The sequence below is a fragment of the Bradyrhizobium sp. ORS 285 genome (genome assembly GCF_900176205.1).
GTDB lineage: Bacteria > Pseudomonadota > Alphaproteobacteria > Rhizobiales > Xanthobacteraceae > Bradyrhizobium.
Genome location: NZ_LT859959.1, coordinates 1,647,271 through 1,659,939, shown reverse-complemented (window position 1 = coordinate 1,659,939; position 12,669 = coordinate 1,647,271). Strand labels below are relative to the sequence as shown.

Annotated in this window: 13 protein-coding genes; 4 read left to right on the top strand and 9 right to left on the bottom strand. The window is 65.5% G+C overall.

All coding sequences use genetic code 11. The features are described from left to right. Positions 1-166: 166 nt before the first annotated feature. Positions 167-1,390 (bottom strand): ABC transporter substrate-binding protein, encoded by a 1,224-nt coding sequence (locus tag BRAD285_RS07400; protein WP_006613697.1) that lies wholly within the window; start codon positions 1,388-1,390, stop codon positions 167-169. Beyond that, on the bottom strand, positions 1,387-2,211 hold the full coding sequence (locus BRAD285_RS07395) for a GntR family transcriptional regulator (protein WP_006613698.1): 825 nt from the start codon (positions 2,209-2,211) through the stop codon (positions 1,387-1,389). The genes BRAD285_RS07400 and BRAD285_RS07395 overlap by 4 nt, the downstream gene beginning before the upstream one ends. Before the next feature lie 116 nt (positions 2,212-2,327). Here BRAD285_RS07395 and BRAD285_RS07390 point away from each other — a divergent pair, with 116 nt between their 5' ends. From BRAD285_RS07390 to leuD, 3 genes are read left to right on the top strand one after another with little or no spacing between them, the layout of a single operon-like run. Then, positions 2,328-4,367 carry an FAD-dependent oxidoreductase gene (locus BRAD285_RS07390; protein ID WP_063828204.1) on the top strand — a complete coding sequence of 680 codons (2,040 nt, stop codon included), beginning with the start codon at positions 2,328-2,330 and terminating at the stop codon, positions 4,365-4,367. Positions 4,368-4,394: 27 nt separating this feature from the next. Further along, positions 4,395-5,816, top strand: coding sequence for a 3-isopropylmalate dehydratase large subunit (gene leuC, locus BRAD285_RS07385; RefSeq protein WP_006613700.1), 1,422 nt, complete (start codon positions 4,395-4,397; stop codon positions 5,814-5,816). After that, positions 5,813-6,430: a 3-isopropylmalate dehydratase small subunit gene (gene leuD, locus BRAD285_RS07380; protein ID WP_006613701.1), complete on the top strand. Its 618-nt coding sequence runs from the start codon at positions 5,813-5,815 to the stop codon at positions 6,428-6,430. The genes leuC and leuD overlap by 4 nt, the downstream gene beginning before the upstream one ends. 201 nt (positions 6,431-6,631) lie before the next feature. On the opposite strand, the gene BRAD285_RS07375 is transcribed toward leuD, so the two are convergent. Continuing rightward, a complete protein-coding gene (locus BRAD285_RS07375) occupies positions 6,632-7,132 on the bottom strand; it encodes a ferritin-like domain-containing protein (protein ID WP_006613702.1) in 501 nt (166 codons plus the stop codon). A gap of 197 nt (positions 7,133-7,329) precedes the next feature. Between BRAD285_RS07375 and BRAD285_RS35680 the strand changes: the two genes are divergently transcribed. Beyond that, positions 7,330-7,488, top strand: coding sequence for a hypothetical protein (locus BRAD285_RS35680; protein ID WP_006613703.1), 159 nt, complete (start codon positions 7,330-7,332; stop codon positions 7,486-7,488). A gap of 24 nt (positions 7,489-7,512) precedes the next feature. Here the strand turns inward: BRAD285_RS35680 and BRAD285_RS07370 are convergent, their stop codons facing one another. From BRAD285_RS07370 to BRAD285_RS07345, 6 genes are all read right to left on the bottom strand, one after another. After that, positions 7,513-7,743 carry a hypothetical protein gene (locus BRAD285_RS07370; RefSeq protein WP_139020673.1) on the bottom strand — a complete coding sequence of 77 codons (231 nt, stop codon included), beginning with the start codon at positions 7,741-7,743 and terminating at the stop codon, positions 7,513-7,515. Positions 7,744-7,946: 203 nt separating this feature from the next. After that, complete coding sequence (locus tag BRAD285_RS07365; RefSeq protein ID WP_006613704.1) at positions 7,947-9,338, bottom strand: M20/M25/M40 family metallo-hydrolase; 1,392 nt, start codon at positions 9,336-9,338, stop codon at positions 7,947-7,949. 130 nt (positions 9,339-9,468) lie between these two features. After that, positions 9,469-9,816: a RidA family protein gene (locus BRAD285_RS07360; protein WP_006613705.1), complete on the bottom strand. Its 348-nt coding sequence runs from the start codon at positions 9,814-9,816 to the stop codon at positions 9,469-9,471. A 7-nt stretch (positions 9,817-9,823) separates the two neighbouring features. Beyond that, the gene (locus tag BRAD285_RS07355) at positions 9,824-10,957 is read right to left on the bottom strand and encodes an FAD-binding oxidoreductase (RefSeq protein ID WP_006613706.1); all 1,134 of its coding nucleotides are present in this window, start codon (positions 10,955-10,957) and stop codon (positions 9,824-9,826) included. After that, on the bottom strand, positions 10,954-12,357 hold the full coding sequence (locus BRAD285_RS07350; RefSeq protein ID WP_006613707.1) for an NAD(P)/FAD-dependent oxidoreductase: 1,404 nt from the start codon (positions 12,355-12,357) through the stop codon (positions 10,954-10,956). The genes BRAD285_RS07355 and BRAD285_RS07350 overlap by 4 nt, the downstream gene beginning before the upstream one ends. Then, on the bottom strand, positions 12,354-12,650 hold the full coding sequence (locus tag BRAD285_RS07345) for a (2Fe-2S)-binding protein (RefSeq protein WP_006613708.1): 297 nt from the start codon (positions 12,648-12,650) through the stop codon (positions 12,354-12,356). Before BRAD285_RS07345 ends, BRAD285_RS07350 begins: the two co-directional genes overlap by 4 nt. Positions 12,651-12,669: the final 19 nt, after the last annotated feature.

The following is a 12,669-nucleotide window of genomic DNA, read 5'->3' as shown; positions in this document are numbered from 1 at the left end:
CTCCGCGAGTCCGGTGCGTGTGGCTGCCCCTCACCCCAACCCTCTCCCCGTGAAGAACGGGGAGAGGGAGCGCACCGCTCGTGGTGCGAAGTACTTGGCTCCAACGTTCGGTTACGACGGATTGCGGTCACACGGCGACGGACCGCCTATTACCTGCCCTGCCCGATCATCCGTTGATCGGGAACACCGGCTTGGCGTCGGCGTAGTCCGCCGGGTAGATCACCTTGATGTCCTTGCCCTGGACCTGGGTGTTCAGCGGCAGCGCGCTGGTGTTCTGGCCCTTGGCGTCGAACTTGGTCTTGCCGTAGGGCATGACGCCGCTGTCGAACTCGTTCGCTGCCAAGGCCTCGATGATCTTGGCACGGTCGGCGCTGCCGGCCTTCTCGACGGCCTGGGCGAACACCTTCACCAGCGAGTAGTTGATCGGCGTGTTGTAGGCGTAGAACTTGCCGGCCGCGGTCACGGTCTCGCGCAGCTTGGCGGTGATCGGGCTCTTGGGATCGCCCCAATGATTGCAGTCCATCACGCCTTGGGCAGCCTCGGGGAATTCGTTGACGAAACGATAGCTCGAAGCGGCGCCGCCGAACACGGCGTAGATGCCCTTCGGGCGCACGCGCTGCTGCTGCAGGGTGCGGGCCATCAGCACGAACTCGTTGAAGTAGTGCGACGGCACGATCAGATCGGGATTGAGCGCGCGCAGCCGCAGCACGACGTTCGTCATGTCGCGCGCCGGGGTCGGATGCGCGATGGTCTCGACGATCTGGAAGCCGAGCGGCGGCAGTTTCTCCTGCATGATCTTGGCCAGACCCGAGCCGAACAGGCCGTCCTCGTGCACGATCGCCACCGTCTTGATCGGCTTGCCGGCATCGTCGTTGAGCTTGACGAGGTTCTTCAGCGCGACCGACGTGGCCATGCTGAAGTTCGGGTTGAAGCGGAAGGTGTTCTTCAGGCCGCGCTCGGTGATGGTGTCGGCCACCGCGCAGTCCACGACGAACGGCAGATCGTAGCGCGAGGCGGTCTGCGTCGCGGTCAGTGCGATGCCCGAGGCGAAGCCGCCGAGCACGGCGGCGACGCCGGCCGACTGCAGTTCCTCGGTCGCCTGCGCGCCGGCTTCAGCATTCGAGCGGCTGTCGCCGACGACGAGCTCGAGCTTGGCGCCGCCGAGCGCCTTGATGCCGCCGGCGTCGTTGATCTCCTTGATCGCGAACTCCGCGCCGATCTTAGCGAGATCGCCGTCGAGTGCGAAGGCGCCCGAGATCGGCTGCAGCAGACCGACCTTGACGGGTGCAGGCTCCGCGCGCAGCAGGCCCGGCGCGGCCAGCATCGAGGTGAGCGCGACACCGCTCTTGAGCACATTGCGGCGTGACAGCGACTTCGGGCTCAACGTCATGACTTCCCCACTTTCCTGACTGGCGGCCGCCGGCGCGGGCGCTCCCTGCGGTACACCTCGGCGGTCGGGCTCCAGTGCCGGTGCCCTTCGTCGCCCGTCCGTTCGAGGTTCATCTGCAATGTGTAGCGGTCGGGCCGGTAGAGCGCCTGCAGGTGCTCCATCGGCTGGCCGTCCTTGCCGTAGACCGTGCGGCGCAGGGCCACGAGCGGCATGCCGACATCGATGTCGAGCGCCTCAGCCACGTCGGGGCTCGACAGCACCGCGCTGATCTCCTGCCGCGCCGAGGCGCTGGTGAGGCCGGAACGCTCGATCAATTCCAGCAGCGGCATGCGCGCGAGATCCTCGCGCGAATAGTTGCGGCCGATGCGCTCGGGCACGTTGGCGATGAGGTAGGAGAACGGCACGCCGTCGACGAGACGGACGCGCACCGAGCGCTGCGAGCGCTCGTCGGGTGCGAGCCGCAGCGCCTCGCGGATCTGATCGGATGGCGTGATGTAATCGAACGAGAGAAGACGCACATCGGTCGTTCGGCCCATCTCGATCAGATGCGCAAACACGTTGGAGACGTCGGCGAGAACGGTGCGGACCTTGGACGCCGGACGATGCACGAAGGTGCCGAGCCCGCTCTTCTTCTGAATGAGGTCTTCGCCAGCGAGCAGATCGAGCGCTTGGCGGATGGTGACGCGGGAGACGTTGTGCTCCTCGGCGAGCGCGAACTCGCCCGGCAACCGCTCGCCGTCCGCAAGCTCGCCGGATGCGATCTTGTCCTTCAGCAGCAGGTAGATCCGTCGTGCCTTCAGTGGCTCGGACGCGGTGCGCAAGGGCGAGGAGTCCCGTTGATGAGAGCTATCTTGCTTTCAATACAGTAGGTGTATAGAAAATATGACAGCTTCGGTCAACCGGCTCAAACGCCTGCATCCGGAGCAAGGATCAAGCCATGGGCGGCTTGCCGGGAGGATCACGCGATTTGTCGCAGCATCAGCCATATGCACAGGCCTTGAGCCCGCTCGACATCGGCCACTTGCGCTTCCGCAACCGCATCTTCGTCCCCGCGCACACCACCAATTTCGGGGAGCACCATCTGCCGAGCGCGCAGCACCTCGCCTATCATCGCGCCCGTGCGCGCGGCGGCGTCGGCGCGATCATCTTCGAATCTATCCGCGTGCACGCCAATTCGCTCGGCCGTCCGCAAGCGGTATGCGGCTTCGATCCCGCCTGCATCGATCCGTTCCGCCGCATCACCGATGCGGTGAAGGCGGAAGGCGCGGCCATGCTCGGCCAGATCATTCATCTCGGACGGCAGGTCGAAGGCGATTTCGAGCGCACGGTATCATGGGGCGCCTCGCCGATCCCGTGGTCGATCTCGGCGCTGCCGCCGCGCCCGATGGACGAGTTCGACATGGAGCAGGTGATCGAGGGCCACCTCGTCACAGCGCGCAATCTCGTCGCCGCCTGCTTCGACGGCATCGAGCTGCAAATGGCACATGGGCATCTGCTGCAGCAGTTCATGTCGCCGCTGTCGAACAAGCGAGATGACGAGTACGGCGGCAGCCTGGAGAACCGGCTGCGCTTTCCGGCGCGCGTGCTGGCGGCGCTGCGCGCCGAGCTTGGCGAGACATTTTGTCTCGGCATCCGCATAAGCGGCGAGGAATATGCCGAGGGCGGGCTCGGCATCGACGAGGTAGAACGCATCGTACCGATGCTCGCACGGCAGACGCGCATCGACTTCGTCAACGTCTCGCATTCGGCCTATGTCGCGAGCTACTCGCTAGCGACGCAGATGGCTGACATGGCGTTCGATCCGGCGCCGTTCCGCGCCCTGCCCGCGCGCATCCGCCAGTCACTACGGGCAGACGGTTTCAAGACCCCCGTGTTCGCCGTGTGCCGTTTTACGGGACTCGACGAGGCCGACACGATGATTGCCGCGGGCGATGCCGATGCCGTCGGCATGGCGCGTGCGCATCTTGCGGAGCCTGCGATCGTGAGGAAATCGATCGAGGGTCGCGCTGACGAGATCCGCAGCTGTATCGCCTGTAACCAGGGCTGCGCCGGCATGCTCGAGCGGAACCTGCCGATCCGCTGCCTGATCAATCCGATCGCGGGACTGGAAGGCACATTCGACGAGCCCGAGGCGCTGCCGCGCGGTGCACGTCACAAAATCCTGGTGGTCGGCGGAGGTCCCGCGGGCCTCGAGGCGGCGCGCGTCGCGGCCGCGCTCGGACACGACGTGACCTTGTGGGAGCGTGGGAGGCAGCTCGGCGGGCAGTTGCGCACGGCCTGGCTGATGCCGAAGCGGGCGAATTTCGAGGCTTTCGTCGGCTTTCAGATCGCGGCGCTCGCGCGTCTCGGCGTGACGACGGTCTTCAACAAGGACGCTGGCGCGGCGGAGATCGCGGCCTTCGGCGCGGATCGCGTCATCCTGGCCACGGGCTCGACGACCACGCCGATGCCCATTCCCGGCAGCGGGCCGGTGTTCACTTTGCCCGACGCGCTCCGGGCCCCGGACAAGCTCGGGGCATCGGTCGCGGTGTTCGACCGCACCGGCGAATGGGGCACGCTGTCCGCGCTGGAGCATTTCGCCGATCTCGGCAAGACGGTGACCTTGTTCGTTCCGGCCGCGAGCTACGCCTGGCGGACGACGATCTATTCGACGCTGGCGAACAGCCGCCGGCTGCGCGAGCGCAAGGTGAGGATCGCGACGTTGCGGGCGGTCCGCGCGTTCGACGGCGGCACTCTCGAAGTCGAGGATCTCTCGACCGGCGACATCGAACGCCTGACCGGCTTCTCGGCGCTGATCGCCGTCGATCACAACAGCGCCGACCAGACGCTCTATCTGGCGCTGCGCCGTGCCGGGGTTCCAGTGATGCAGGCCGGTGACAACAACGCACCGCGCACGGCGTTGGAAGCCGTGTATCAGGGACACATGGCGGCGCGCGCCCCTTCGCTGCAGCGTCGGCACGCACGACATGAGAAATGAATTGAGGTCGACCGAGGAGGTTCGAACATGAGCGACGCCGCACGGCCGCCGCGCACGCTGTTCGAGAAGGTGTGGGATACCCACGTGGTGACGCGCCGCGAGGACGGCGCGGAGCTGCTGTTCATCGATCGCCACCTCGTGCATGAGGGCTCGTTCCACGCCTTCAACAAGCTCAAGGACAAGCGCGCCAAGGTGCGCCGGCCGGATCTGACGATCGGCGTCGCCGATCACTACGTGCCGACCCGCACGCGCGACCTCAATGAGATCGCGCCTGACATCGCCGGCATGATCCGTCAGCTCGACGACAATTGCCGCGCGAACGACATCCGCCTGTTCGGCTTCGACGATCCGCGTCAGGGCATCGTCCATGTCGTCGGACCGGAACAAGGTCTCACGCTGCCCGGCCTCACCATGGTCTGCGGCGACAGCCACACCTCGACGCATGGCGCGTTCGGCGCGCTCGCCTTCGGCATCGGCGCCTCCGAGGTCGCGCACGTGCTGCTGACGCAGTGCTTGTGGCAGAAGAAGCCGAGGCAGATGCGCATCACGATCGACGGCGGCACCGCCCCGGGGATCACCGCCAAGGATATCGCGCTTTCCATCATTGCCACGATCGGTGCCGACGGGGCACAGGGCCATGCGATCGAATATGCGGGAACGGCGATCCGCGCTTTGTCGATGGAAGGCCGGCTGACGCTATGCAACCTCTCGATCGAGAGCGGCGCCCGCTGCGGCATGATCGCGCCCGACGAGACGACCTTCGCCTATGTGAAGGGACGGCCGTTCGCGCCCGTCGGAGATATCTTCGATCGCGCCATCGCGGCCTGGCGCAAGCTCCCGACGGATACCGACTCGACGTTCGATCGCGAGATCGTGCTTCGAGGAATGGACATCGCGCCGACCGTGACCTGGGGCATCAGTCCAGAGGATGCGCTGCCGATCAGCGCCCGCTTGCCTGATCCCTCCGACATCGAGGACCAATCGCGCGCGAGCCATATTCGCGAGGCGATCGACTACATGGGGCTCACGCCGGGGCAGGCACTCGACACGATCAGGATCGACCGCGTCTTCATCGGCTCCTGCACCAATAGCCGCATCGAGGATCTGCGCGCGGCGGCTCATGTGCTCGCCGACCGCAAGGCGCGCGTGCCAGGCCTCGTGTCGCCCGGCTCGCATCTCGTCAAGCAGCAGGCCGAGCAGGAAGGCCTCGACCGCATCTTCATCGACGCCGGGCTCGACTGGGTCGGCTCGGGCTGTTCGATGTGCGTCGGCATGAATGGCGATCTCGTGCCTCCAGGCGAGCGCTGCGCGTCGACCACCAACCGCAACTTCAAGGGCCGACAAGGGCCCGGCGCGCGCACGCACCTGATGTCGCCGGCAATGGTCGCGGCCGCCGCCATCACCGGACATCTCACCGACGTGCGGCCGCTGCTGAGGAGCGATGTATGAAGCCGTTCGAGATCCTCACGACATCCGCCTGCGCGCTGCCGCTCGCCAGCATCGACACTGATCAGTTGATCCCGGCGCGCTTCATGAAGCGCTCGCGGGCCGACGGCTACGGGCAATATCTGCTGCATGACATGCGGTTCGATGAGAGCGGCGAGAGGCGGCCCGACTTCCCGCTCAATTCAACCTCTGCACAGGCCGCCGAAATATTGGTGACGCGGCGCAATTTCGGCGCGGGCTCGTCGCGCGAGGCCGCGGTCTACGCACTTGTCGATTTCGGCTTCCGCTGCGTGATCGCGCCGAGCTTCGGCGACATCTTCGCGTCGAATGCCGTGAACAATGGACTGTTGCCGGCAAAGGTGAGCGACGCCGATGCAGAGGAGATCCTGACTCTGCTGCAGACGACGGATACCGCCATCACTGTCGATCTCCGCGACAGCCTGATCCGATTAGGTAACCGCACGTTTACTTTCGCGGTCGATCCGATCTGGCGCACAAAGCTGTTGAACGGCTGGGATGATCTCGACCTCACGGCATCGCTGAACGGAGATATCTCCCGCTTCGAGCAACAAGATGCCGTCACGCGGCCCTGGGTGCAGATCCAGGACAGCGATTGACCAGCCAACCTCCGCCAGGCCAACCTCCCAAAGAAAGAAGCCGCCCGCACATTCAGTGCAGGCGGCCCAAGTCCAGGGAGGAAACGCCCCAAGAAGGGCTGGATTTGGTGTACCCCATCAACTGAGTCGCGGGTATCCGGATGATACCGGAGGTTGCGATCAAGTTGACGGGTTCCCAACCCAGCCTCGAGATACCGCCGATCAGGCCGCCTGCCGCTCCTCGTGCTGAACGAATTGCAGCGTGACCTTCTCGACGTTGGAATCGACCCACTCCGCCATCCGCTCCTCCTCCTGCAGCGACTGCTGCAGGGGGCCACGGGCTTCCTCGACGCCTGCCGCGCCGCAGAGCGCGATCAGCGACTTGTAGGCGGCGATCTCGAAATTCTCGAACGCGTTGTTTGCGAAGGTGTTCTTCAGGATCTCGTCGCCCGACATCGCATGCCCCATGGCCATCATGTTGGCCATCGCCGATTGCGCGGTATCCTTCAGCGTCGAGCTGCTCTCGCCGCACGCATCCAGGCATTGCTCCAGCCGTTGCAGCTGCTGATTTGTCTCCTGCAGATGCATCTGCAGCTTCGCCTTGACCTCCGGATAGTCGTCCATCCGCTCGGACTGCCGCTCCATCAATTCCCGCGCCTGGATCTCCATGGCATGGGCGTTGCGGAGGCCGAGGATGAAAATATCCCGCGCTTTGTTGCTCATGTCTCGCGTTCCTGTTGTCGTTGGTGAGTGCCACTACTGTCCGCACAACCGGCCGCTCCGGCCGAACGTTCCAATCCGGCCGCCGCTTCTTTGTCGCACGCAGCGCGGGCCCCGTAGCTTCCTTGGAACGCCTCCCGCACGCCGCCGTTCGCCTCGCATGCAGAAGGCGTTCGCCTCGCATGCAGAAGGAGAGCAAGATGGCAGAGCAGCCCACGCAGGAACGACAGAGCCCATTCGACAAGGAGCCGGCCGAGGGCTCGCGCGAGACGATCGACAAGCAGCTGAAGCAGCAGGAACAGAGATCGTCGCAGGGCACCGCTGATCCGGTCACGGCTCCCACGGAACGGAAGTCCTGATCGGCGCTGGTGCGGACCGGCCGGTCAGCGCCACATCGTCGGCGTGACGAGCCCCGACTTCTCGGTGCGCTTCCGCCCGTCACGGTCGTCATGCGCAGCCGTCGCCTGGCGGCACTCAGTCGAACCGAGCGCGGGTAGTTTGTCGAGCTGGATCTCCGGGGCGATCGTCACGGCCGCGGCGCTCTCCGGCTCGCTATGCGCGGCGGCTCCGATGGAACTCGTCTGATCACGCGGAAGGTCAACGGGGTCGTGCATCTGCCAGCTCCGAGCCCTGAAGCCACGGTTACTAATACGCATCGAGATTAGTCGATATCAACTGCGTTAATCCATGCGCGATCTCGCCGCGCGTGATCGATTCGTACCGGACCATTAGGGAACGCGGGCTCAATGCCATCGTTTCGTGGCCGCGCGATGACCACATCGGCGGCGCAAAAAATCGTGATGACCGGGCGCCGGCATCAGCCGAGGCTCGCGCCGATGCGGTCGAGCAGCGCCGCTCCGGTTCGGATTCCGTTATGAAAGCAATCAATTGTCATGTTCTCATTCGGCGCATGGTTGGCCTCGTCGGCATTGGCGTAGGGGACGACGAAGGCGGGCACGCCGAGGATCTTGGTGAAGACGTAGTCCGGCAGGCTGCCCCCGGTGCACGGAAACTCGAGCGGCGTCACGCCCTGCGCCAACGTGATCGCGTCACGGATGATCGCGGCGAATGGCGAATCGAGCGGCACGCGTGACGGCAGCATGCCCCCGCGCGGGATGAACTCGACCTCGGGTGCATGCTTTTTCACATGTGCCTCGACCTTGGCCAACACGTCATCGGGCGTCATCGCCTCGACCAGGCGGATGTCGCACTTCACGAACGCCTCGCAAGGAAGGACAGTCTTGCTGCCCGGTCCACCATAGCCGCCATGAAAGCCGTTGATGGTCAGCGTCGGATGGAACATCAGCCTTTCGTAGTAGCCGCGTTCCGCCGGCGCATCGAGCCGGTTGAGACCCAGGCTCGCTTTGGCGACGTCGAGATCGAGCGGCAGGCGCTTCACCGCAGCAATATCCAGCTCGCTTGGCGGCACGATCGCATCATGCAGACCCTCGATCGTGATCTCACCCGCGGCGTTCTTCATGGTGCCGAGCAGATGCACCAGGGTCCAGATCGGGTTCGGCACGATGCCGCCGAGATTGCCGGAATGCACGTCACGATTCGCATGCCTGGCGCGCAGCTCGAACGAGCACATGCCGCGGACCCCATAGGTCATCGTTGGACGTCCCGAGGGATGCATCGGGCCATCGGCGGTGACGACGAAATCCGCCTTCAGCCGCTCGGGATGTTCAGTGACGAAATCGGCGATGCGCGGGCTGCCGATCTCCTCCTCGCCTTCGAGCAACACGATCACGTTGCACGGAAGCTCGCCATGCACCTTGAGATGGGATTCGATCGCCATCAGCTGCGCGAAATGCTGGCCCTTGTTGTCGCCGATGCCGCGTGCATAGATTCGGCCGTCGCGGATCGTCGGCTCGAACGGCGGGCTCAGCCACAGATCGAGCGGGTCCGGCGGCTGCACGTCGTAATGGCAATAGAGCAGCACGGTGGGCGCATCCGGTTTCTTGTGCCAGCGCCCCAGCACCATCGGATGACCCGCCGTCGCCACGGTGCCCGCCTCGAGCCCGATCTCCCGCAGCATCCGCACCAGCAGCGCGGCGACCTCGGCGATGCCGATATTGTGCGCGCTGATCGAGGGATGGCGCACATAGTCCATGACGCGCGCGAGGAACTCCTGCCTGTGACCGTCGATATGGGCGAACACCGCATCGAGGCCAGCGGACGGTGATGGCAGGCTGTTCGCGTCGGTCATGCGGTTCGGCTTCCCCTGATCGAGATCAGCAATGAGAGCCGCCATGTTCGATCGGAATCATCCAGAAAGCAAATGACGCGCGGAGCGAGCTCCGCGCGTCATCACGAGACCGATGGTCTGATTGCGCTGCTCAGCCCTTGACCGCGGTGATCACGATCTCGATCAGCGCGCCACCGCCGAGGTCGGAGACGCCGACGGTGGCGCGCACCGGCAGATCGTCGCCGAAGAACTCGGTCCAGGCCGCATCCATCTCCTTCTTCTTCGAGAGATCCGTGACGAAGATCTGGCCCGAGACGACGCGCGACTTGTCAGTGCCCGCTTCCTTGAGGAAGCCGTCGATCTTGCCGAGGATGTTGCGAGTCTGCTCACCCATCGACACCGATGTGTCGTCGGCGATGGTGCCGCCGATGAACACGAAGCCATTGGCTTCGACGATGCGGTGATGAATGGCCGAGCGGATCTTGCGGGTGATGGTCATGTGGTCCTCATGCTGTTGCTGATGGAGATGGTTTGCTGAAGCGGCTGATGCTGAGGCCCCCGATGGGGGTTTGGGTGCCGCCATGGGCGATCAGCTCGGCCATCACGGCCCCGGCGCCGGGGCCGAGCTGGAAGCCATGCGCCGAGAAGCCGAACTGATGATACAGCCCCTCGTGCCGCGCGCTCGGGCCGAACGCTGGAATGTCGTCGCGCATGCGCGCCTCGATGCCGGCCCAGGCCCGGTTGATGGTCGCGCTGCGCATCACCTCGAACAGTTCGGACACCGTGCGCGCGCTCTCCGCGAGCTTGCGCCAATCGAGCACGGTCTCGTTGCGGTTCTGGTCAGGCAGAGCAAGATGCCCGCCGCCGATCAGCACCGTGCCGTTGGGGAACTGCTTGAACGACAGCTTGCGGCCGCGCAGGATCACCACCGGATCGATGAAGTGGGCGACCGGGGAGGTGATCATCAGCATCGGCGCGATGGTCTCGACGGGCACGGACTCGCCGAACTGCGCGGCAATCCGGCCAGCCCAGGCGCCCGCCGCGTTGACCAGCACCGGAGCTGCGAAGGTCTCGGCACCGACGTCCACATGCCAGAGCTTGCCGTCCTTGCGGATGTTGGTCGCGGCCACGCCCTCGCGAACGATCGCGCCGAGTTGCTCGGCCTTGCGGCGGAACGCCGTGGTGGCTTTTGCCGGCTGTGCCGCGCCGTCGCGGCGTGATACCACGCCGCCCGGGCAGCTCTCCGCCACCGCCGGCACGAGCCGGCGTAGCTCCGCCCCATCAATCAGCTCTTCGTGGGTGAAGCCGCGCGCATTGAGGTCTACGACACGGGCGCGACAGGCGTCGAGCTCGGCGTCGTTCTCGGCGACGAGCACCTGGCCGTGGCTCTCGAAGCCACAATCATCATCGACGAGGTCGCCGATGGTCTCCCAGATCGCCATCGAGCGGATCGAAAGCGGAATCTCGGCGACGTCACGCATGAGCTGGCGCACGCCGCCAGCATTGACGCCGGAGGCGTGACGGCCCGCATAATCCTTCTCGATCAGCACCGGCTTGAGCCCGGCGAGACAGAGATGCAGGGCCGTCGAGCAGCCGTGGATGCCGCCACCGACAATGATGGCATCCGCTTGCCTGATCATCCGCGCACCACCGCTTTGGTGGCCTCATCATTCTTCGGCAAGGCCGCCAGCTCCGACAGCATGATCGGCTTCACCGGCGCGCGCAGGCGGTAGTAGCCGATCTCCTGCGGGCTCTTGCCGCGGGCCTCGGCCATCAGCTCGGTGACCGTCAGGCCGCACAGCCGGCCCTGGCACGGCCCCATGCCGGTGCGGCGATAGGCCTTGAGCTGGTTCGGCCCGGTCGCGCCGATCGCGACAGAGTCGAGCACGTCCTTGGCCGTGATCTCCTCGCAGCGACAGACGATGGTGTCGCCCTGCGGGATGCGGAACTGCTTTGCGGGCTGGAACAGGACATCGAGAAAGACGCGGCCGCGCTCGGCGCGCGCCAACTCCGCCGAGAGATCAACGACCTTCGCCTGAGGGCGCAGCGCCTTGATCGCGTCGCCTGCCGCCCGTCGTCCGCGCACCACGGCCGCCTGCGCACCGCCGATGCCGGCGCCATCGCCAGCAATTGCAATTCCTGGAATCGAGCTGTTGCCGAAGGCGTCCAGCACCGGAGTCCAGCACAGCTGCAACTCGTTCCAGCGATGCTCGACGCCGGCAGCCATCGCCAGATTGACGTTCGGCACCACGCCCTGGTGCAGCAGCAACAGCTCCGCCGGCAGCGTCTCACGCTTGCCGCCGGCAACATAGGTCACGCTCTCGAGCTTGCCGTTGCCCGAGGCAGCCAGTTCGGTCACGCCGCTGGTGACGCGCACCTTTGCGCGCACCTCACGCATCATCGCGAGCCCCTTGCCGAAATAGGGTGAAGTGAAGAACGCGAACGCATGAGGCAGCGCCGCGATGTAGTTGGCGCGCGGAGTGGTGTCGAGGATGCGATCGATGCGGCCACCGAGACGCAGGATCTGCGCCGCGAGCAGCCACAGCAGCGGTCCCTGCCCGGCCAGCACCGTCGGACAATCCGGCACCAGGCCTGAGGATTTCAGCATCGTCTGCGCCGCACCGGCCGTCATCACGCCGGGCAAGGTCCAACCGGGAATCGGAAACGGCCGCTCCTGCGCGCCCGTCGCGATAATAACCCGCTTGGCCTTGATGAAGGCCGAGCCGCCGCCAACCGAGACGCCGATCTCAAGATTGCGGTCGAGGCTCCACACCGTGGCCCGATGAATGATCTCCGCGCCGCTGTCGCGCGCCCCATGAGCGATCTCGGCACCGGACCAATAGTCCACACCGAGCAGCGCCTCATTCTTCACCGGAGTCGAATTGATGGCGCGCCAGACCTGGCCGCCAGGACCGGCGTTCTCGTCGAGCAGCAGCGTCGAGAGACCGGCTTCGGCGGTCGTGGCCGCTGCGGCGAGGCCCGCGGGACCGGCGCCAATCACCACGACGTCATAGTTCTCATGCTTCGGCGCGGCGCTCATTTGCCGATCTCCCGCTTGCCCTTCTGGATTTCGATCTGCATGCCCTCGGCCACCGACACGAGGCAGCCCTGGCGGTTGCCGACACCATCGATGGTGACGAGGCAGTCGAAGCACACACCCATCATGCAGTAAGGCAGCCGCTTGGCGCCGCTCACCGCAGTCGCGCGCCGGACGTCGAGGCCAGAGGCGAGCAGCGCCGCCGACACCGTGTCGCCTTCGCGCGCAGTGATCGCTCGGCCCTCGACATGGATCGTCACCGATCCCCTCGCATCACCTTCAGCTCGTTTGAACATCGTCGTCTCCATGGCGCCT

Coding starts and splice junctions, on each gene's coding strand:
- BRAD285_RS07400 (WP_006613697.1), bottom strand. CDS start 1,390: ATGACGTTGAGCCCGAAGTCGCTGTCACGCCGCAATGTGCTCAAGAGC.
- BRAD285_RS07390 (WP_063828204.1), top strand. CDS start 2,328: ATGGGCGGCTTGCCGGGAGGATCACGCGATTTGTCGCAGCATCAGCCA.
- leuC (WP_006613700.1), top strand. CDS start 4,395: ATGAGCGACGCCGCACGGCCGCCGCGCACGCTGTTCGAGAAGGTGTGG.
- leuD (WP_006613701.1), top strand. CDS start 5,813: ATGAAGCCGTTCGAGATCCTCACGACATCCGCCTGCGCGCTGCCGCTC.
- BRAD285_RS07375 (WP_006613702.1), bottom strand. CDS start 7,132: ATGAGCAACAAAGCGCGGGATATTTTCATCCTCGGCCTCCGCAACGCC.
- BRAD285_RS35680 (WP_006613703.1), top strand. CDS start 7,330: ATGGCAGAGCAGCCCACGCAGGAACGACAGAGCCCATTCGACAAGGAG.
- BRAD285_RS07370 (WP_139020673.1), bottom strand. CDS start 7,743: ATGCACGACCCCGTTGACCTTCCGCGTGATCAGACGAGTTCCATCGGA.
- BRAD285_RS07365 (WP_006613704.1), bottom strand. CDS start 9,338: ATGACCGACGCGAACAGCCTGCCATCACCGTCCGCTGGCCTCGATGCG.
- BRAD285_RS07360 (WP_006613705.1), bottom strand. CDS start 9,816: ATGACCATCACCCGCAAGATCCGCTCGGCCATTCATCACCGCATCGTC.
- BRAD285_RS07355 (WP_006613706.1), bottom strand. CDS start 10,957: ATGATCAGGCAAGCGGATGCCATCATTGTCGGTGGCGGCATCCACGGC.
- BRAD285_RS07350 (WP_006613707.1), bottom strand. CDS start 12,357: ATGAGCGCCGCGCCGAAGCATGAGAACTATGACGTCGTGGTGATTGGC.
- BRAD285_RS07345 (WP_006613708.1), bottom strand. CDS start 12,650: ATGTTCAAACGAGCTGAAGGTGATGCGAGGGGATCGGTGACGATCCAT.